This window comes from Clostridium oryzae, from assembly GCF_002029235.1.
Lineage (GTDB): Bacteria > Bacillota > Clostridia > Clostridiales > Clostridiaceae > Clostridium_AE > Clostridium_AE oryzae.
This window is the reverse complement of record NZ_MZGV01000063.1, coordinates 1-22,257: the sequence shown is the minus strand read 5'-3', so window position 1 is coordinate 22,257 and position 22,257 is coordinate 1. Positions and strand designations below refer to the sequence as shown.

General features: G+C 31.9%; 15 protein-coding genes and 1 other annotated feature. Of the genes, 8 read left to right on the top strand and 7 right to left on the bottom strand.

Annotated elements, in window-relative coordinates:
* Positions 1 to 154 precede the first annotated feature (154 nt).
* Positions 155 to 373, bottom strand: a binding site (T-box leader).
* Between the two features lie 90 nt (positions 374 to 463).
* On the bottom strand, positions 464 to 1,300 hold the full coding sequence (locus tag CLORY_RS18755; protein ID WP_079427358.1) for an AraC family transcriptional regulator: 837 nt from the start codon (positions 1,298 to 1,300) through the stop codon (positions 464 to 466).
* 482 nt (positions 1,301 to 1,782) lie between these two features.
* Between CLORY_RS18755 and CLORY_RS18750 the strand changes: the two genes are divergently transcribed.
* Positions 1,783 to 4,608, top strand: a complete 2,826-nt coding sequence (locus CLORY_RS18750; protein ID WP_079427356.1) for a glycoside hydrolase family 2 TIM barrel-domain containing protein — start codon at positions 1,783 to 1,785, stop codon at positions 4,606 to 4,608.
* Between the two features lie 326 nt (positions 4,609 to 4,934).
* Here CLORY_RS18750 and CLORY_RS18745 read toward each other — a convergent pair whose 3' ends face one another.
* Positions 4,935 to 6,320, bottom strand: a complete 1,386-nt coding sequence (locus CLORY_RS18745; protein ID WP_079427354.1) for an MATE family efflux transporter — start codon at positions 6,318 to 6,320, stop codon at positions 4,935 to 4,937.
* A gap of 95 nt (positions 6,321 to 6,415) precedes the next feature.
* On the opposite strand from CLORY_RS18745, the gene CLORY_RS18740 reads away from it, so the two are divergent.
* Entirely contained in the window at positions 6,416 to 7,243 is an 828-nt protein-coding gene (locus CLORY_RS18740; protein ID WP_079427352.1) for a MerR family transcriptional regulator, read from the top strand.
* Here CLORY_RS18740 and CLORY_RS18735 read toward each other — a convergent pair.
* Both CLORY_RS18735 and CLORY_RS18730 read right to left on the bottom strand, forming a co-directional pair.
* Positions 7,221 to 8,480 carry a dicarboxylate/amino acid:cation symporter gene (locus CLORY_RS18735; RefSeq protein ID WP_079427350.1) on the bottom strand — a complete coding sequence of 420 codons (1,260 nt, stop codon included), beginning with the start codon at positions 8,478 to 8,480 and terminating at the stop codon, positions 7,221 to 7,223. The genes CLORY_RS18740 and CLORY_RS18735 overlap by 23 nt on opposite strands.
* Before the next feature lie 18 nt (positions 8,481 to 8,498).
* Positions 8,499 to 9,971 carry a UDP-N-acetylmuramoyl-L-alanyl-D-glutamate--2,6-diaminopimelate ligase gene (locus CLORY_RS18730; RefSeq protein ID WP_079427347.1) on the bottom strand — a complete coding sequence of 491 codons (1,473 nt, stop codon included), beginning with the start codon at positions 9,969 to 9,971 and terminating at the stop codon, positions 8,499 to 8,501.
* A 492-nt stretch (positions 9,972 to 10,463) separates the two neighbouring features.
* On the opposite strand from CLORY_RS18730, the gene CLORY_RS18725 reads away from it, so the two are divergent.
* Positions 10,464 to 11,390 carry an AraC family transcriptional regulator gene (locus CLORY_RS18725; protein WP_242954453.1) on the top strand — a complete coding sequence of 309 codons (927 nt, stop codon included), beginning with the start codon at positions 10,464 to 10,466 and terminating at the stop codon, positions 11,388 to 11,390.
* Between the two features lie 39 nt (positions 11,391 to 11,429).
* Here the strand turns inward: CLORY_RS18725 and CLORY_RS18720 are convergent, their stop codons facing one another.
* From CLORY_RS18720 to CLORY_RS18710, 3 genes are read right to left on the bottom strand one after another with little or no spacing between them, the layout of a single operon-like run.
* Positions 11,430 to 12,923 carry an ABC transporter substrate-binding protein gene (locus CLORY_RS18720; protein ID WP_079427344.1) on the bottom strand — a complete coding sequence of 498 codons (1,494 nt, stop codon included), beginning with the start codon at positions 12,921 to 12,923 and terminating at the stop codon, positions 11,430 to 11,432.
* A 57-nt stretch (positions 12,924 to 12,980) separates the two neighbouring features.
* Positions 12,981 to 13,898 (bottom strand): carbohydrate ABC transporter permease, encoded by a 918-nt coding sequence (locus CLORY_RS18715; protein ID WP_079427342.1) that lies wholly within the window; start codon positions 13,896 to 13,898, stop codon positions 12,981 to 12,983.
* Between the two features lie 15 nt (positions 13,899 to 13,913).
* Positions 13,914 to 14,882, bottom strand: a complete 969-nt coding sequence (locus CLORY_RS18710) for an ABC transporter permease (protein ID WP_079427340.1) — start codon at positions 14,880 to 14,882, stop codon at positions 13,914 to 13,916.
* A gap of 392 nt (positions 14,883 to 15,274) precedes the next feature.
* Between CLORY_RS18710 and CLORY_RS18705 the strand changes: the two genes are divergently transcribed.
* From CLORY_RS18705 to CLORY_RS18685, 5 genes are all read left to right on the top strand, one after another.
* A complete protein-coding gene (locus CLORY_RS18705; RefSeq protein WP_079427338.1) occupies positions 15,275 to 17,509 on the top strand; it encodes an AraC family transcriptional regulator in 2,235 nt (744 codons plus the stop codon).
* Positions 17,510 to 17,674: 165 nt separating this feature from the next.
* Complete coding sequence (locus tag CLORY_RS18700; protein ID WP_079427337.1) at positions 17,675 to 18,712, top strand: PocR ligand-binding domain-containing protein; 1,038 nt, start codon at positions 17,675 to 17,677, stop codon at positions 18,710 to 18,712.
* 453 nt (positions 18,713 to 19,165) lie between these two features.
* On the top strand, positions 19,166 to 19,819 hold the full coding sequence (locus CLORY_RS18695; RefSeq protein WP_079427335.1) for a response regulator transcription factor: 654 nt from the start codon (positions 19,166 to 19,168) through the stop codon (positions 19,817 to 19,819).
* Entirely contained in the window at positions 19,820 to 21,232 is a 1,413-nt protein-coding gene (locus tag CLORY_RS18690; RefSeq protein ID WP_079427333.1) for a sensor histidine kinase, read from the top strand.
* Between the two features lie 99 nt (positions 21,233 to 21,331).
* Positions 21,332 to 21,985, top strand: coding sequence for a hypothetical protein (locus tag CLORY_RS18685; protein WP_079427331.1), 654 nt, complete (start codon positions 21,332 to 21,334; stop codon positions 21,983 to 21,985).
* Positions 21,986 to 22,257: the final 272 nt, after the last annotated feature.

Sequence of the window (22,257 nt, the reverse complement as noted above, 5' to 3'; positions counted from 1 at the left end):
TGCTTAACAACCCTAACAATTAAGAGCAATTTTCCATTGTTCGTGTTTTTCAATGGTCTTTTTGTGTTGCTTATTTTTATCAATTAATTTTTTTATAAAAACTTATTGACTTTTACTAGCTGGTCTATATAAAAAATAAAACCTTCATCTCAAGTATTGAGACGAAGGTTAATCCGCGGTACCACTCAAATTAATCACATAAAAAACAAACATGTATGCAATTCATCTTTATAACTTTAACGGGCTAAGTCCGGCAAGGTTTACTTGCAACTTTCAGAGTGGGGTTCAACAATCATTTATCACAAAATTTTTCAGCCAAGAATTTTGTTCTCTTTAGATACAATTGTTTACTGGTTCTGATCATAGTTTTTACTATGTATAATATAATAGCAAGGATAACAAACAATATTAAATTTGTCAATATCATTATAACGCTATGAGTGATTTTATAAATTCTTTATAGTTAGTAACAGTAAGCCTTTGGAGCTATCCCTACATTCTTTTTGAATATCCTGCTAAAATATAGAGGATTTTCATATCCTACTAAGTTTGATACTTCACTTACTGTAAAAGATCCAGTATTTAATAAGCTTTTTGCTTTCTCAATTCTAGTATTTATAATGTACTGAGCTGGAGTTACTCCGGTATATCTCTTAAAGCTGCGTATAAACCAACAACAACTTATGCTGTTTTTATCAGCGTAGTCCTTTATATTTATTTCTTTATTGAAATTTTCATTGAAATAGTTAATTGCATTTTCCATTGTTTTGTTTCTCGAGTATCTGCCTGAGTTAGTCTCAGCTAAGTATCTTCCGCACATGGTTATTAATTCTTTTATAAACAGGCTGCACATTTGAAAGTAGTTAGTACGGGTAAGCTGTAGTTCCTTAATAATATTATCAAATATTATGGAAATCGTACTATTGGTACCTACATTAAATATGCTCGAATCAGTTAGATTGTTTTCTTTTAACAGCTCAAAGGCATTAAAACCTGAAAAGTGGACCCAATAAACAATGGGTTCGTCTTGAAGATTATAGCTGTAATATTGGGGTTCACTAGGTAAATAAATCACGATGGAATCCTGTTTAACAATCTTCTTTTCCCCATTAATAATAAACATTGCTTTGCCCTTAGCTATATATAGAAGCTGAAAATCATTTCGTCCTTCAGGTCTGTAAGTTTTAAATTCCTTTAATTTGATGAGTTCATATCTTCCGCAGCTATTGATTGCTATATCATATTGTGTATTTGCTACACCTTCTTCATTTTTTGTGTAATATCCGGATAACATCTTCATGATATATCACCTACTAAATATATTACGAACTAAATGCTCTAGATGGAATAGTTAAGAGAAAGTGCATTAAATAGGTATGAGAGTTAAGAGTAAAGAGAAAAGAGTAAAGAGAAGGTTAAAATTCAGCCGGGCTGAATTTTGATTGTATATTTGATTGTATAGATGATCCTAATTATTTTAATAGTCCTTTTGTAATACTAGGTAAGTCTTAGTTTTTAAAAAGTTATCGCTGATAATCAGATTTAAATTCTCAGAAATTCTGCATAGCAGAATTTCTTCCTTCACTTTTCTCTCTACTCTTTACTCTTTTCTCTTTTCTCTTACCTATTTAAAGCATACACTAACTACTAAATATTATCTTCTTTTAATTCATGTTATTCTATATATAGTTGTATCATTTTGTGCATGTTTTAGTCAATAATATGTATTAAAAAAATAGGTATATAGTATTATAATGAAGAAAAAATTAAGGAAGTGAAAAAATGAGAAGTTACGAAAATTTGAATTTAATTTCAGAAAATAGAGAGCCACAGCGTTCATATTATATTCCCTACGATACGTTGGAAAAAGCTTTAAAAGGCAATAAAGAGGATTCGGAATATTATAGACTATTAAATGGTGAATGGAATTTCGCATATTTTAATAGAGATATTGATGTGCCAGAGGTTATAACTAAATGGGATAAAATCCCTGTGCCTTCAAATTGGCAGATGCATGGATATGATATACCTTACTATACAAATGTAAATTATCCGTATGCTGTGGATAGTCCATATGTTCCTGATGATAATCCCTGTGGAGTTTATAATAGAGAATTTATTGTAGATAGGCAGTGGAAGGAGAGGGACACATATATAGTATTTGAAGGAGTTAATTCCTGTCTTTACTTATATATAAATGATGAGTATGTAGGTTACAGCCAAGGTTCACATCTACAAAGTGAATTTAATATTTCTAAATATGTTAAAAAGGGCAGCAATAATATAACAGTTAGAGTGTTAAAGTGGTGCTCTGGAAGCTACTTAGAGGATCAGGATTTTTTCAGATTGTCTGGAATTTTTAGAGATGTATATCTGCTTTCAAGAGATAAAAATAGTGCAAGAGATATAGAAATCAAGGTTGAAAATAAGAATATATCAGTTTCTGAAAAAGATTATGTCATTTATGATGGTGAAAACAAAATAGATAAGTTAGACAATCCTATTTTATGGAATGCTGAGAAGCCTCATTTATATAAAGTTGTAGTAAAAAGTTGTAGTGAGTATATTCCATTTAATGTTGGAATTCGAGATATTAGTGTATCAGATAAAGGAGAATTGCTTATTAACGGGGTTTCAGTAAAGTTAAAGGGCGTTAATCATCATGATACTAACCCAAAGTTTGGACACTATACTCCTTATGAAACCATGAAATCAGAACTTCTTAAAATGAAGGAACTGAATGTAAATTGTATAAGAACTTCTCACTACCCTCCAAACCCAGAATTCTTAAATTTGTGTGACGAATTAGGATTCTATGTAGTTGACGAAACAGATATTGAAATACATGGTTTTGTTTCAAGAAATGGCGGATATGTTTATGACATGGAAAGTGAAGACTGGATATGTAACCAGGAAGTGTGGAAGAATTCTTTTGTTGAGAGAGCACAAAGGATGGTGGAGAGGGACAAAAATCATCCTTGTGTAATTATGTGGTCTATGGGTAATGAGAGCGGTTATGGAAGTAATCATGACGCTATGATCGCATGGACAAAAAATAGAGATAAATCAAGATTGGTTCATTATGAAGGTGCAAATTTAATCAATGACAAGTGTGATGTAGATGTAGTATCAAGAATGTATACCAGCGTATCAGGAATAGAGGAATTTGCTAAAAATGAAGATAAAAGGCCATTCTTCTTATGTGAATATTCGCATGCGATGGGAAATGGGCCAGGAGATGTATGGGATTATTGGCAAAGGATCTATCAATATCCAAAACTGATAGGCGGATGTATATGGGAATGGGCAGATCATGCAGTATTTGCTGACGGTGCATATAGATATGGCGGAGATTTCGGAGAAACTACTCATGATGGAAACTTCTGCTGTGATGGACTTGTATTTGCTGATAGAAGCTTTAAAGCAGGATCATTAGAAGCAAAAGCTGTTTATCAATATATGAGAACAAGTGTTAATGGAAATAAACTAACTATAAGTAATTTATATGACTTTACAAATCTAAATGAATATAAATTGCAATGGAAAGTAGTTTGTGATGGTGAAACTATTAAAGCCGGTGAAATGATTTGTGATATTAAACCTCATCAATCCAAGGAATATACGCTTGATTTCACTTTGCCTGAAAACTGTAAATTAGGCTGTTATCTAAACTTAAGTCTTACAGGTGAATATGAGGTTGCTGCTGAGCAGCATGATTTGCATGTAGCTATAAAGACTGATAGTAATGCTGTTACAAGTTCTCCTAAATTTGTTGAGGAAAAACAGTTAATAATAATAACTGGTGAAAATTACGTTTATAAATTTAATAAGCATTACGGGAGCTTTGAAAGTATAACAGTAAATGGTGAGGAAAAGTTAACTGATATTATAAAATTGACAGCATGGAGAGCGCCAACAGATAATGATAGAAGAATAAAGTATGAGTGGGGTTTATTTGAAGATAATAGAAGCGGAGTAAATTTAAATAGAATCTTCTCTAAGGTATATTTTTGTGAATTAGCAGATAACAAGATAATTGTTAATGGTAGTCTTGCAGGAATTTCTCGTTCGCCGTTTCTAAGATTTAATGTAATGTTTACAATATTAGGAAATGGATCTATTAAAGTTGAATTAGAGGGAAAAGTGAAAGAAAATTGTGTATATCTGCCGCGTCTAGGGTTCGAATTCTCTATACCTAAGAAGAATAAAGAGTTTAGATATTATGGAATGGGTCCTTATGAAAACTATTTAGATATGTGTCATCATACTAAAGTGGACATGTATGAAAGCAGTGTAGATAAAGAATATGTTCCATATATAGTCCCGCAGGAACATGGAAATCATACAAGGACAAAGTTTGTTGAAATAGGAGGCTTAAGGTTCACTACAGAAAGTGAATTTGAATTCAATATATCTAAATATACATCAGAAATGCTTACTGCAGCTGCTCATACAGATGAACTTATGGAAAATGAAAGCAATATAGTACGTATAGATTATAAAAATTCTGGAATTGGTTCAAACAGCTGCGGACCAGAGCTCTTAGAACAATACAGACTTAGCGAAAAGCATATAAAGTTTAAGTTCTATATAAAACCGGTGATGTAAATGAGAAAAGAGTAAAGAGTAGAGAGAAAAGAGTAAAGTGAAGGAAGAAATTCTGCTACGCAGAGTTTCTGAGATTTTAAATCTGATTATTAGTAATTCCTCATTCTTAATTCATTACTTATTCTATACTCAAGAGAACTTTCAATGTTAAGTAAATAGTATGTTAAAAAGAAACAGTAAAATATTCTGAAGTTAGTGAATTAAGATAAGAAGGCACAGAAGTAGTATAATAAGATTATTTTGTGAATATTAAGAGTAAGGGCATAGGGTAGGAAGTGGTTGAAGGAGGCATTTTCCAGCCGACGGAAATCACTTCCTACCCTTTTTTATATGAAGTTACGTTTCCAACGTCCTCTTAAAAAACGAATTAATAGCAGAATAAATCTTGTAACATTATCTGCTACCATACAGAACCATACTGCTCTTAATCCAAGGCCTAACACTGATACACATAAGAAAGTGAATAGAATTCTTACCCCCCACATGCTAAATAATGCTATAAATAGTGGAGTTTTTGTGTCGCCTATACCATTGAAAATACCTTCCAATATTATCAGAGCTCCAAACATTGGTTCTGAAACAGCTACGATTCGTAAAACGGAAGCTCCAGATTTAATTACTGTGGCATTTTCAGAGAATATTGACATCATACTTTTTGGAAAGATGAAAAGTAAAGCTCCAGTAATAGTCATTATGGCTACAGTAAGGCAAATTATTGTGACAGACATATGTTTAAATTTCTTCTCATTTTTTTCTCCTAAAGAATTTCCGGCTAAAGTTGATGCAGAAGATTGCATACCATAACCAGGTATATAGAAAGCTTGTTCAGCTGTTATCGCAATGGTATGAGCTGCAAGAGCAAGGGTTCCAAGCTGTGTAACCAGACCTGTAAAAACAACTTGTCCAAGACAACTCGTGACACGTTCCAAGGTTACAGGAAATCCTACTTCTACGCATCTCTGCATAATAGGTCTGTGCAGCCTTACTTTTTCACCCATAGGTGAAACTAATTTATTTCTGCAAAGGCTGATAAACATTAAACTTCCGCTTACACAATGTGCAGTTGCGGTTGCTGTAGCAGAACCGACAACCCCAAGTCCAGCACCATATATAGTGAAATTAAGATGTCCTAAGGAAATTGTCCTTGTAGGATAGATTAATAGAAAATTTAGAAGAATATTTACTATATTCATAATAAGATTCACCATCATTGGGGTTTTCATATCACCAGTAGCGCGCAGCACTGCTCCAAAGATGATGCTCGAGGCACGAAATATCATAGGTATACATATAATAGCAAAATAAAGTGAAGCGTTTCGCTGAATCTTAGTGTCGGCACCTAGCAATTTAGGAAGAAAAGGACTCACAGATAATGTTATTATACCTATAGCTACTCCCAATACGATTGTAATTATTATAGACTGAGTAGCAGCGATTTTTGCCCGCCTATATTTTTTTGCTCCTATAGACATTGAAATATACGCAAGGACACCAATTCCCATGGCCCACAGGGGACTGTTAACAAGCCATGTAACTGTAGTGGTAAGACCAACAGCAGCAGAGGCTTCTGCACCAATTCTACCTACCATAGCAGAGTCTATATATTGAACTACAGTCTGCAGAGCTTGTTCTACAATAGAAGGCCAAGCTAGAGAAAAAATCAAAATTATCATTTCTTTATTGTTAAAAGAGCGCTTTTCTGTATTTATCATAGATAGTTCAATTCTCCTTATCATAGTTGTACAAATATTTTGCACTTGATATAATAAGGGGTATAGTAACTATATAGTCAAGAGGGATAATAAAAATGGGTGATAAAATATATCTTTCCACAGGTGAACTAGCAAAAATGTTAGGAGTCACAAAACAGACAGTAATTTATTATGACAACATCGGATTGATTTCTCCGGCAAAACGCGGTGAAAAAGAATATAGACAATATACATTGGAGCAGGCAGATGAATTGGATTCAATTCTGACATTTAGAAATATTGGTGTGTCTATTAAGGTTTTAAAAGAATATCTCAGCGAACGTAATGCAAAAAGATGTATTGAGATGCTTAAACATCAAAAAGAAAAAGTGGATAAGGAGATTCAGAAGTTAGACAGAATCCGTAAAAAAATAGAAAGCAGAGCTAAACTTCTTGAAAAGGTGGTTGAAGTTAAGGATCTAAAGAAAGTAGAATTCGTATATCACGAACAAGAAGTATATATGATAGAAGAATGTAAAGAAGCAGATGAAAAATCGCATATGCAGAGTTTTACGGCATTGTGCAATCATTCTAAACAATTAGGTATAGACTTTGAAAATCCTATATGTAATATTATTAGAAAAAAAGATTTAGCAACAGGGGCTTATGAAAAAACTGCGCATTTTGGAATAAAAATACCTGATGATTTTCAAGACGCGAACATCGAAAGATTTATAAAGCCCTCTGGCACTTATGCGTTTACTTATCATCAGGGTTCCTATGAAACAATGAATTTAACATATGAACGTTTAATAGCTCACATTAAAAAACATGGTTATGAAGTGTGCGGTAATGCATATGAAACAGATTTGCTCAGTACACTTACTAGTCTAGACAGAAATGAATATTTAAAGTTAATAGCTATTCAGGTTTGCAAAAATTAGACAGCCAATTCTTGCCTTCAACAAATCTTGTTATCATCATTGAACTTACTGCATTTCCGGTTGAATTAAGCAATGTGGCAGGAACGTCAATAATAGTACTTACCAGGGCTATTATTGGAAGAGTATTAAGAGGAAAGCCATAAACAGTTAGAATAAGCATCTCACCTATCATTCCACCATTAGGAATAGCACCCATTACTGCTCCTACGAGGAACGCTACTACTATAATTCCTATCAATGTTTTTGGATCAGTAACGTTTTTGCCGAATAGTCCGAAAATGAACACTAATTTCATGACGCCTCCAAATACAGAGCCATCTTTATGGGTATTGGCTCCTAGCGGAAGTACTGTCTCAGCTATGTCTGCTGGTACCCCCATCTTTTTGCAATATTCGATATTTACCGGGATACACGCAGCACTAGAACAGGTAGCTAAGGCCGTTATAGATGGAGCCGTGATATTCTTCCAAAAGGTTTTTATTCCTAATTTACCGGCAGAGATAAAAGCATATAGAGTATAGAAACCAAAGAAATAAATAATAGTCAAAAATATATATAGAAGGAATACTCTTAGGTATCCGCCAAGTATCTGTGTGCCAAGCTGCCCGATAACGGATGCAAAGTAGCAGCCTAAACCTATAGGAGCATAATACATTACTATTTTTACTATTCTAAGCATTACTTCTGATGCAGAGGATAAAAATACTGATACTGGTTTACCTTTCTCTCCGATGATAGCTGTAGACACTCCAAATAGTATTGAAAATACTATTAAGGGCAGCATATTGCTTTTTGACAGCAGCAGATTAAAATCTGATACAGTTACAGTATTTACTATATGCTGAAGAAAGGTAAGGTTTTTAGTTTGTGATACATTTTGAGAAGTTTTGGACATTAATGAGCTGAATGACGAAATGTCAAGCCCCTTTGTAGGATTCACTATAATAGCGCATACAACTCCAATTATAGCCGCTGCAATACTAGTACAGATAAACACTGCAAATGTAGTAGCTATAATTTTACCTAACCTTCTTAACTCTGTCATATTTGCAATAGCAGAACTTACACTAAAGAATACTAATGGAACTATTATCATAAACATCAGATTTAGAAATAAATCACCTAAAGGCTGAACTACTGATGCTTTTGGACCAACTATTGCACCAACTATTCCGCCAGCTATAATTGAGCCTAGCAATATAATAGTAGATTTGTAAGATTTGAAAAAAGAATTCATTATTTTCACCTCGACAATTTATTTAAATACGTAAGAAGTTAACTTTAAATATTCTTTTACTACTTCAACATCATCAAAATGGATTGTTTTATCTTTAAATATCTGATAGGTTTCATGTCCTTTTCCGGCTATAACTATAATGTCCCCGGGCCTGCTTTTTTCTAAAGCCATGAAGATAGCTTTTTTTCTGTCAGCTTCTATAATATATGGACAAGCAGTAGCTTTAATACCTTTCTCTATATCTTTGATGATGCCTTCTGGTTCTTCAGTTCTTGGATTATCAGAAGTTAAGACGCAGTAATCAGAGAGTTTGCCTGCAATCTGACCCATTATAGGTCGTTTTGTTTTATCTCTATCGCCGCCGCAGCCGAATACCGAAATTACTTTTTTCTTAGTTATATTTCTAGCAGAATTTAATATGTTTTCTATTCCGTCGGGTGTATGAGCATAATCTACTACTACCATGTAGCCTTTGCAATTCGGTATCGTCTGAAATCTGCCTGATACAGTGTGAATAGAACTTATATTTTCGATAATTGTGTCAAGCGGAAAGCCTAGCTGGTGGCAGGCAGCTATAGCAGCTAACGAATTATAAACATTGAATTTACCCGATACTTTGATTGACACTTCTTTTTTCTGTCCATGATAATTTAAAGTAAAGGTACTTCCCTCTAAGGAATAAGCTACATCCTCAGCCCTGTAATCTGCGGGTCTATCTATGCCGTAAGTAAATACTTCACACTCTGCAGCTTTTATAAAGTCTTCAGCATAGTAGTCATCTATGTTTATAAGTCCTTTCTTGCACATTTTAAAGAGTTTTATCTTAGCATCTCTGTAGTTTTCCATAGTACCATGTTCATCGAGATGATCCTGAGTCAGATTAGTAAATATTCCTATGTCGAAATCACATTCATCTACTCTGTGATTAACAAGTCCTATAGAAGTAGCTTCCATGACCACATGAGTAACGCCTCCTTCAACCATCTTATAAAAGCAGGATTGTAAATCTAGAGAATCAGGGGTCGTAGGATTTTTTTTCTCTAAATCTAGTTTTTTATCGCCTATTTTATTTTCTATAGTTCCTATCAACCCAGTATTTTTATCAAAACTCTGCAATAACTCAGTTAAAAAATAAGATGTAGAGGTTTTCCCATTAGTACCTGTTATTCCTACAAGTTTAAATTTCTCGGAAGGATGATCAAAAAAATCATTGGCAATGACAGCCATAGAACTTTTAGAATCATTAACCTTTACAACAGTTACGTGCTTAGGAATGTTCTCAATATCATGTTCTATAACTAAAGCGATGGCACCTTTTTCAATAGCGTCATTAGCAAAGGAATGCCTATCTACATTTTTACCTTTTACGCATATAAACAGGGAACTTTTTTTAATATTCCTAGAATCCCAGCATATATTCTCAACTTCTATCTCAGTTGAACCTTGTATGAGTTTATAATCTATGTTTGTGAGCAATTTACTTAGTTTCATAATTGTTTCCTCCTATAAATAAATTGCGAACCAAGAAAGTGGATTAAAAGGAGATAATATTAAGTAGTTGGTGCATGCTTTAAATAGGTAAGAGAAAAGAGAAAAGAGTAGAGAGAAAAGTGAAGGAAGAAATTCTGCTGTGCAGAATTTCTGAGAATTTAAATCTGATTATCAGCGATAACTTTTTAAAAACTAAGATAATACCTAATATTCCAAAAGTATTATTAAAATAATTAGAACTATCTATACAATCAAAATTCAGCATAGCTGAATTTTAACCTTCACTTATCACTTATCTCTTTTCTCTTTACTCTTAACTCCAATACCTATTTAATGCACTTTCTCTTAACTATTCCGTCCTGTGCATTTAGTTCGTCTTATATTTACATTATATATTTTCTATTTGCAATATATATAGTAAATAATGCTAGTATATTGCAAATAGTGCTATTCTAATATACAATATTTAAAAAGCCATAATGGAGTGAGAATATGGATAAAAAAAGCATGAATAACCATACAGTAAACTCTGATATGATGAATTCAGAAAAAAGAGGGTACCTCAATTCGGATTTCAGAATATTTCATGTGAGGGATAAAAAAGCTATGGACTTTAAATATCATCATCATGATTTTCATAAAATAGTGGTATTTATAAGAGGAAAAGTGACATATCATATAGAAGGAAAGGCATATGATCTAAAGCCTTGGGATATTGTTTTAGTTCCTAATACCAAGATTCATAGGCCAGTGATTGATGAAAATGAATTGTATGAAAGGATTGTATTTTGGTTCTATCCCGAATTTTTAGAAAGATACAGTTCTAAGGACAGCAACCTTTTGAAATGTTTTTATAAGGCGTGTGAAGAGGACTATTATCTTATGAGACTTGACGAAGATAACTTATTTGATTTGAAAAGACTGCTTAAAAGTTTGGAGATAGCACAGAGTGATAAAGAGTTTGCCAGTGAGATACTAAAAAATGTACTATTTATTGAATTTATCGTACTGATTAATAGATTCTTTATTTATAAAGAAGATATACAAGTTATTAAAAGTAACGGCAGGAATGATATGGTTACTGATGTGATAAGCTATATAAATAGTAATCTGAAGGAAGATTTATCAATAGATGATATAGCGGCTAATTTTTATACGAGTCGGTATTATATTATGCATAAATTCAAACAGGAAACAGGAAGTACGATATACAGTTATATAATTCAGAAGAGGCTTATATTGGCTAAATCTCTTATTCGTTTAGGTTTGTCTATGACAGAAGTAGCTGAAAAATCTGGATTTAAAGACTATTCAACATTTGTCAGAGCTTTTAAGAAGAGTTTTTACGTATCTCCTAGAGAGTATATGAATAGTATAGAAGAGATAAAAAATGAAAGAATAGGAAATTTGGATATTTAAGGGGGGAGTGACCGTTGCAGGTTACTCCCCCCCTTTTAATTATTTGTTGTTTTTTGCTTTCCAGTCCTTGTATTGTTTGTTTATTTCAGTAAGAACTTTATCAATACCAGCTGCTTTTAACTTAGCTCTGTATTTTGGAAGAGTAGCATCTGGATCTATAGAACCAGCATTTAATGCCTGATTATATTCTTTTGAAACATTTACACATGCAGCAACTTCATTCTTAACATTTGTTTCATCAAATGAGAAACCGGCATCTGCTAAAGGTTTAGCTTCATCATTGAATTTTTCGAATTTTTCCCATTTATTTTTATCTTCTGTTGTGAATAAGTAACTCTTAAACTGGTCTCCGAACATCCAAGGAGTTCCTGGATTGTATCCGGATTTTGAACCATTTTGAGTTCCAGGAGCATATGTTATAGTATTTTCACCTTTCTTAACATAATGAGTTCCTTCAATACCGTAGTCGATAAGGTTAATTAATTTGGAATCAGTGTACATTTTATCCAAGAATTGCAATACTCTTGCTGGATCTTTACTAGCTTTAGGAATACCCATCATACAGCCAGTTGTGGAGTTAGTTGTAACAATAGGATCACCTATAAGTTTCTGTACCATTGGCACACCTGAACTAATACTTGATTCTTCAGCTTTTCCAGGCTTAAAGGAGTCGAACATTACGAAGTTCTTTCCTGCTTTTCTGTCTGCAGTTACGTCAGTAACTGTTGCTGCATCCTTTCTAAGATAACCTGCTAAGTAGTATTTTCTCATTGTTTTCCATGTTTTTTGGATATTAGGATTATCTGGATAAGAAACAAATTTATCATCAGTTGAATTATGAGGTAATACAGCAATAGTACTAACTACATCATCATTTAAATTCATGAAGTCACTTATTCCAGTATTAGCTTCGACTGGATATATGTCTGGCTCTTTTTCCTTTATAGTTTTTAGCATAGGTTCCAAATCTTCTAAGGAATTTATTTTAGAAAGATCAAATTTATATTTATCTACAAGCTCCTTTTTAAATTCAAAACCCATTTGAGTTGCTTTTTCTTTGTTAACAGGAACAGCATAGTTCTTTCCATCAACTCTACTGTATTCCCAGAATCCATTTTTTAGTGTTTTTACTGCATTAGGAGCATATTTAGGAGCAAGCTTAGTTATATCCACTAGGTTACCATTTTTAACGGCCTTATAGTAGAGTACTCCCCATCCACCTGCAGTCATTATTAAGTCGGCCTTCTCATTAGTTGCTAGTATAGTCTGCATTTTTTGTTGATATGATCCCCAGTCAAAGCAATGCAATTTAAGTTTTACATTTATGTCTTTAAGAAGTTTATCAGCAGCAGTTTCTATCTTAGCTGTATCAGGCTGAGTACCATTACCAACAAAGTACCAGTCCAATGTATAAGGACTTAGTTTTCCAGATTTACTACTATTAGTTTTTTTGCTTGAACATCCAGCGAATGCTACACTTGTAAGCATTGCTGTAGCTAAGATTAGTGATAATTTTTTACTTAGACTTTTCATTTTGTTATTCCCCCTGTTTTTTAAAATTTTGTATATGCTAACCAAACAAAGTTGGTACTAGCCTTTTACTCCACCTATAGTCAGACCCTTAACAAAATATTTTTGGAAGAAAGGATAAGCTAGGATTATAGGACCTATTGCAATAACGCACATCGCCATACGTGATGTTTCAGCAGGAAGTTGAGATACTGCATTGCCTGCTTGTGCCGAAGCAGAAGGTGCCAATTGAGTTAAGTATTGAATGTTAGTCTGTATTTTATACATAGTATATTGAAGATTTACTAATGAATCCTTATCTATAAGCATCAAAGGAAGCCACCAGTCGTTCCAGTAATTTAATACAGTAAATAAACCGATTGTGGCAAATGCAGGTTTTGCCAGCGGAACAACTATAGAGAAAAATGTTCTAAATTCACCGCATCCATCTATCTTAGCAGCTTCAACTATCGCTTCAGGTATACCTGTTGCTAGGAAGGTTCTCATTATAAGAACATACCAACCACTTATAAGATAAGGTACAATCATTGCCCAAATAGTATTTTTCAAATGCAGTGCTTGTGTACAGACAAGATACCAAGGCACTAATCCTCCATTAAATAACATTGTAAAGAACACTACAAATGTAAAGAAATTTCTATATTTAAAATCACGTCTAGATAAAGGATAAGCATATAGTGCTATTACCAATATACTTAATATGCTGCCCACTACAGTAACAAAAATAGTTATTCCGTAGGCATGAAAAATAGATTTTGCATTCAAAAATAAGTATGAATAAGCAGCTGTACTAAAGTGACGAGGAAGAAAGCTGTAACCATCTTTTGCTATGCTGACTTCACTGGAGAATGAAACACTAAGTACAAGAACGAGAGGTATAATACATATAATTGAGAAAATTATAAACAATATGTTCAGTACCACATTGGCTGGTTTTGAAATTGAGTTAGCTTTTGAAATTGAATTAGCTTTTGCCATTGATTATCCTCCCTCCTAAAATAAAGCTTTTTCTTTATCTATTTTTCTAACTATAAAGTTAGCTAATAATATTAAGATAAATCCTACAACAGATTGATATAATCCTGCTGCGGAAGACATTCCGATATCACCATTATTCATTAAACCTCTATATACATAGGTGTCAATAACATTTGTTGACTCAAATAGGGGTCCGGAATTCATTGGAACATTAAAGAATAAACCAAAATCTGCGTTGAAAATTCTTCCAACTGCCAAAAGTGTCATAATTATTATTACACTTGAAAGCAGAGGTATAGTTATTTTTGTAATCTGCTGCCATTTTGTTGCACCATCAAGGATAGCAGCTTCGTATAATTCCTCATCTATGCCAGTTAGACTAGCCAGATATATTATACAGTTGTAACCACTATATTTAAGAAGATTAGCAAATACTAAAATAAAAGGCCAATATTTAGGTGCTGAATACCATTCAATAGCTTTTTTACCTAAAGGAACAAGTATATCTTTATTAATGATACCTTTGTCCACACTTAAAAATCCAAAGAACAAAAAGCTTATAACAACCCAAGACAAAAAGTAAGGTAAAAGCATTGCACTTTGATATAACTTTGCTGTTCTTTTATTGCGAAGCTCATTTATACCTATTGATAGGAATACTGCAAAAATAGTTCCTACTACAATGAAAACTAAATTATAACATATTGTATTTCTTGTAATAGTAAAAGTGTCTGGCGATTTCAAAAGAAATTTAAAATTGTTAAATCCTACCCATTTACTCAGCATAAAGCTTTCAAAAAAGTTATTACCTTCATTTTTATAGTCTTTAAATGCAATTAACGTACCTATCATTGGAAGATAGTTTATTATAAGTAAAAGCAAAAGACCAGGTGTGAGCATTAAGAATAGAGCTTTATTCTTTCTTAATTCCTTTAAAAACGGTTTCTTTAACCGTTTACTTTCTGATGCATATTTTACTTCCATCTACACCACTCTTTCATGTTTTTTTGCTCTAGCGCTAGCTATATATAAACATTACATTATTCATCAGAAAAAGTATATTTTGAATTTTATATATCAGTTCATTTTATAAAAAAATACATTGCATTTTTTATATACCAGTTCACTTTTTGTACAAAATAGTAATGTTCATTTTTTGAAATAGTACTGTATATGTACAGTTCCAGGCTTTTTACGCTAAATATTGTTTTACTTGATAAATTAGTCAATTCCCTGATATAATAAGTGCGTATTATGATGAAATTGGAAGAAAACATGTATTATCATCAGCACCATTCTTTACAGAAGCAGAAATAAGTGAATTTGATTTTGTGGTTATAACGGTTACAGAATCGTGAAGTGGGGGAGGTCACTTTATGAATCAGAAGAATGCAAACAAATTTTTTTCTAAAATACTTATGTACATTACAATTACAGTAGTCATTATTATATTGGTAGCTGATATTTTACTGTATTACGCACTTAGAAATAACGAGTTATCAAACATATACGATAATTCAAAAAACAATCTTTCACAGGTCAGCTATAGTGCTGATTTTATGACAGATTCAGCAAGATCTTTGCTGGTTCAAATGTATCTAGACAATAATATTTCTCAACTTAGATACAATAATTACAATGATCCTGGAAAAGTTAATGTTCCTATCAATTGTTTAATAGGGTATAGTCAAAGTATGCCCTTTGTAAGTTCAATATACATATACAACGGCAGGGAGGATACTTTTTATACCACGTTGATTAATAGGGCTCAGGTAGAAAAATCAGCTTTTTTTGATAAAGAGATAATAAAAATAATGAAACATCCAAGCATCTCGGCTATATCAAAACCAATTGCGAGAAGAGTAGCAGTTTATCAATGCGGGTATCCTTACAAAAAGTATGAAAACGTGTACACATACATATTTTACGATAGAAATTTTTCCAAAAAATCAGGAAAAGTGGATAATGCAATTATTCTTAATGTTTCTGAATTGTGGGTTCGAAAGGTAATAAATTCATTGAATTCCAACAATTCAGGCGACGTGTTTATTCTTGACGATAAGGGAAGATTAATTAGTGAAGCAATGCAAAAAGGAGTACACAGAGGCAGTAAAATTGATCTTGAAAACAAATTAAATAAAACATCAGGGTACTTCAATATGATATACAATGGGAAAAAATCGCTGGTTACATATGTTACAACTAAAGATCTAAAATGGAAGTTTATATGTGTAGTACCGTACACTAAGATAAATCAAATGCTTAGTCATGTGGCTAACACCACGTTTACCTTATGCCTTTTTATACTTACCTTAGGACTTATTATTTCTTTTATTGTATCAAGAAAAGTAAGCAAACCTATTGATGCTGTAATTAGAGATTTAAAGCATCTAGCTGAAACAAGAAATAGACCTTTAAAATTTACAAAAGAAGATTTCTTTAAAAAATTAATGGCTAATGAGATATCTTTTGACAAGGAAAAGTTTACGAAAACCTATATTGATAATCATATAAGGGTAAGTATAGAAGAGAACATTTCTATGGTAATCTTAAAAATAGATCATATGGCTCAATTTGTCAGTGAGTACAGCTACGAGGATAGGAATATTCTGAAATATGGAATAATGAATATAGCGAACGAAGTATTTTCTCAGATCTATAGGTGTGAATGTGTAGATATGGCTTCAGATAATATTGTTTTAATTTTTAATACACAGGAGGATGTGAATGATGATGAAATAAAAATGGTACATGAGTTTTTAGAGAAAATTCAAACTAACGTTTATGAATTGCTTCAAGTCCAATTATCGTGTGTAATTGGACCTGGCGGCTACATTATGGCAGAGCTGTCAGACTTGTACGATGAATCTATTAAGATATCTAACTATAGAATGTTTTATGGTTTTCAAAGTATAATCTGCTATAACGATATAGAAAACGTTAAAGATTATGTGTATCCGGTAGATAAAGAAAAAGTATTAATAGAGTCTATGCTTCTTGGAAAAGTTGATGAAGTAAAGAATACATATAAACATATAATTAATAAAGATTTTATTCAGTGTGAATATTCCCAGTTTGAAACCGCTTTGTTGAGATTAGCACTTTCTGTAAGCTCTGCAGTAGAAACTATAGAAAAAACACAGAATTTAAAAATTAATTACAGCTTCAGCAAGTTTGTAAGTAAATTTGATTACCTCGAAACCTTAGATGAAATTGAAAAGCACTTTTTTGATATGTTTGATGAAATAAATTCTAAGCTAAATGAAAAGAAGAGCTTAAAGCACGATAAATTAATTAAAAATATTATTAATATGATTAATCAGCAATATGAAGATCCTAATTTATGCTTGGACACTTTAGCATCATCAGTAAATATGTCTTCGGTATATTTGGGTAGATTGTTTAAGAAGATGGCATCTAAATCTGTATCCGATTATATTAATGAAGTTAGAATGGAACACGCACGCGGCTACTTGTTAAGTACTGATATGTGCATAAATAAAATTGTTGACAAGGTAGGATTTACTAACCGAAGTTATTTTTATACAATATTTAAAAAAGAGTATGGGACAACCCCAAGTGAGTATAGAAAAAATACTCAAAACAAATAGATATTCAATAAAATATAAATAGTATTGATAATTATTTACAACAAGTGTAATTAAGTTTTTTAGAATGATAAATATATATTGATTTTTGACGAAAAAAGCAATATTATGTACTTAAGAAATGCAAAATGATATATATGATTACAAATAATTTATTGGAGGCTTTGTATGATAAAAACACTTGAAAATGGACATGTTGACATTAATTCATTAGAGTTAAAAGATGTTATTGATTTAGAAATTCTTCAAGTATTTCAAGATAACTTTGCTAAAGGAATGAACATAGCCAGTATCACAGTAGATAAGAATGGTAATCCAGTTACTAAGTCAAGCTCCTATACTCAATTTTGTAACTTCACACATTCAACTAGAAATGGAGACGATAGATGTGCACAATCTCACAGCAAAGGTGGACAAGAAGCTGCAAGGATAGGAAGACCCTATATCTACAAATGTCATGCAGGTCTTATAGATTTTGCTGCACCAATTATGCTAGGAGGACATTTAATCGGTACAATTTTAGGTGGACAGATTTTGACGGAGGAACCAGACATAGAGCTGACTAAAAAGACTGCTAATGAGATAGGCATAAATAGTGACAAATATGTTGATGCTGTTCGAAATGTATATAGAACTAAAGAAGAGAACGTAAGAGCTGCTGCTGAAGTGTTATTCGTTGTTGCAAATGCATTTTCTTCTATGGGATATGAAAAGATTAGACTTTTTGGCATGGCAACACAGCTTTCTGATAATTTTAATCAAATATCAGCTGCAATGGAAGAATTATCAGCTTCATCAGTAAATGTTTCGGAAAATCAACAGAATCTAAGCAAGGAAATAGTTAATGTTAAGGATTTATCTTTAGAGATAAACACAATCCTTGAGTCAATAAAAAGTATAGCTGATCAGACTAGAATGTTAGGCCTGAACGCAGCGATAGAGGCTGCTAGAGCTGGAGAAGCAGGAAAAGGATTTGGAGTAGTAGCTAAGGAGATACGAAGTCTATCTGATAGTTCAAAGGAAACGACGCTTAAAATAAATGAACTTACAGATAAAATTCAAAAGTCTGTAAATTTGACTATAGAATCTTCTGATGAAACATTAAAAACTACAGAGCAGCAAACTGCTGCTATACAGGAAATTACAGCAAATTTAGTTCATGTTACATCTTTGGCTGAAGAATTAACAGATATAGCTAATAAATAGATATAATAAAGACGTACTGTATGCGATTATGAGTATATAGTACGTCTTTTTACAATTGTGGATAACTTAAAATTAGTATCATATAAAACACTTAAAGAGTAAAGATAAAAGTGAAGGTGGGAATTCAGCTGTGCTGAATTCCTATGAATTAATTTTGTTTCTTTTTAGGAATTTATGTTTTTGGGAACATAATTTTTCATTTGGAGCGAGTTTAGCAATTATCCGTGTCTTTTAGGCAAATTTTCGTTAAGATGGCGAATTGTTTGAGACGCAGCCGAGTTATGAGCCATTAGGAAATTTGACTAAAAGATGCGGTCAAATTGCTTAACGAGCGGAACTAGCCGACATAGGGTGTAACCATTTTTTTATTTTACAACTTTTTTACATAATTGATATATCTTATATATAATTTTATACTATATGTATATCAATATAGATGAGGGAGAGGCTATAATGGAAAATATACTTATAGTTGAAGATGACGAAAGTATTTCAGATTTAATCAAAATGAATTTAAACTTAGCAGGTTATACTGTTTTACAAGCATTGGATGGCAGCAAGGCATTGAAGATGATAAAGGATAATGTTTTTAATTTGATTATACTTGATGTGATGCTTCCTGAGATAGATGGCTTTGAGGTAATGGAACATATAAAGGAATACGATATTCCAGTTATCTTTTTAACCGCTAAAGATTCTATCCTAGACAAAGTTAAAGGGTTGAGGCTTGGTGCTGACGATTATATTGTTAAACCTTTTGAATGTATAGAGTTATTAGCAAGAATCGAGGCGGTGCTAAGGCGATATTCAAAAGGGAATAACACAATAAAATATAAAAATATAGAAGTGCTATTAGAAGAAAGAATTGTTAAGAAAAATGATGAGGCAGTAGAACTTACATATAAGGAGTTCGATTTGTTGAACCTCTTGATAAGTAATAAGGGAATGGCATTATCTAGAGAACTTATTTTAGAAAAGATATGGGGATACGATTATTTTGGAGAAACTAGAACAGTGGACATGCATATTCAGAGACTTAGGAAGAAACTCAATCTTGAAGATAGTATAACAACTGTATTTAAAGTTGGTTATAGGTTGGAAAAATAAATGAAGCTAGCGCAAAAAATTTTTTTGTATCCTATGTTTATATTTCTATTAGTTTTTAATATTGCTAATTCTTTTATATTAGAAAATAATTTTAATACTAATTTAACAAGGGAAGTTAACCGAGGATTGAAAGAACATTTAAGTACATATTTCAGTATTGAGACAATAATTACCTCTTACAGAATTGAAAATAAAACAAAGTCTACTTTAAACAGTGAATTAAAGAATCTTATATTAAATTACTTAAGTAATTTAAACGATAAATTCACATTTATTGAATTAATTGACAATAACGGCAAGAAAATATTCACCAATTTCAAGTTCAAAATTAGTGATAAAAGAATTGAGATAAAGAAATTGAAAAAGCTAAATCAAAAAAACTATATGATCAGAGATATAAATAAAAGGACGTACCTGTTTGTATCAAATTTGTTCTATGTAGATAATGTTTATTATAAATTTAGCTATGTAAGAGATATTACTTATGTTTACAAAGATAGAACAGATCAATATGCTTTCTATATAAAGATTGAAATAGTAGTTGCTATAATATTAGCTATCTACATGTATATTTTCAGTAGACACATTATAAGACCTATAAATAAACTTATAGGCTTTAGTAAGGTTATTGCAAGTGGAAGATATACTGAAAGAGCAGAGGTAAAAAGTAACGATGAAATAGAAACATTATCAAATAACTTTAATATAATGGCAGCAGCTATCGAAGAAAAAGTCGGAGAATTAGAAAAAAAGGCAGAAGAAAGGCAGATGTTTATTAGTAATCTGACTCATGAAATAAAAACCCCTTTGACTTCAATAATAGGTTATGCAGATTTCTTACGATCCACTAAATATAATGAAAACACATTTTTAAAAGCACTTAATTACATATATAAGGAAGGTAAAAGATTAGAAAGCATATCACAGAATATGATGAATCTTATTCGATTAAAAAAGGAAGCATTTATTATGAAGGATGAGAGTATAAAAAATATAATGGTTGACGTAAGAAGTATAGTAAAAGAGAAACTGGAGAGAAAGAATATAAGGTTAGTTGAAAATCTATTTGACTTTTCAATCAATGCAGAAAAAAATCTTATAATAAGTCTAATGGTGAATTTTGTCGATAATGCTATAAAGTCTTCTGAAGGAGGGAGCACTATATATATTAGCTCATATATATTGGAGGAAAACAAAATAGTTGAAGTAGCGGACAATGGTATAGGGATAGCTGAAGAAAATTTAAATAAAGTCTTTGATGCATTTTATATGGTAGACAAATCCAGGAGCAGAAAGAATAATGGTATTGGTCTTGGACTTACTATATGCAAGGAAATTGCAGATATACATAATGCTAAATTGGAAATACACAGTAAAATTAAAGAAGGCACCTGCATTAAAATAATTTTCTGATTTTACAACTATTTTACAAATAGTATATTAAAACTATATAAAATCTTTCTATACTTGTTTCAAAGCAAGAGAATTAAGAAATAGAGGAGGAAAGATGCTATGAAAGCAAAAAAAGTAGTTGGAATGTTATTATGTATTTTGCTGACGGGCTTTCCTGCAGCAATCCATGCCGCTGCTGGACAACATGCGTTAGCAAAGAATACATTAGTTACAACTTCTATAACTAATGTAGATGGAAGTAAAAAAGAAGCTAAACAAAAGAAATTCGCCGAAATAGGCAAGGCAAAAGCTATGAAGATAGCTGTAAGCAAATTAAAGGATTGGTATGGAGTAACTGTATCACAAAAAAAACTACGTTGCAATTATTGTTCTTGGCCAAAACGTACTGGAAAAAATGAAATAAGCACTAAAGGATTTAACTATATGATAACTAAAGCCAAATCTACCATTTGCGTAATAATTGAAGGAAGTTCAGGAAAAATTTATTACATGCGAACTGAGATAGTTCGTACAAAATCAAAGATAAAATCTAAATATAGTTTAGATGCTGCAAAGAAAATTGCGTCAAGCTTTATAGATAAGCATAACATAATAAATGGTAAAAAAACCGCTTTTCTTAAAAAGAGTAGTGTGCACGCTTCTAAGTATAAAAATACTTTTAATCTCTTTTTTACTTATGATAATGGGAATAAAACAATAATTGTTGATGTAAATAAAGTTAATGGAAAAGTAGTTATGCATCAGCTTCTTTAAAACATTTGCAGCAATCTCCCAAATTAATAATTGTGAATACTGACTCCGCCCTATGGGTGGGGTTTATATTCTTTTTGGAAATTTATGTATTTTACCAATGTGGATAACTTTTAATCAAAATTAAGATACACCACTAAATAAGAGAGATAGTGTAAAGTTTGCTATGAAAAAAATTTAGAGAAAAAAAGTAGGATTGAAAAGAGAAAAAGAAGAAAAAAAGCAAGGAAAAATAGGTAGGTGAAGGAAGCCGCCACCCTTGACAGCATGACAAA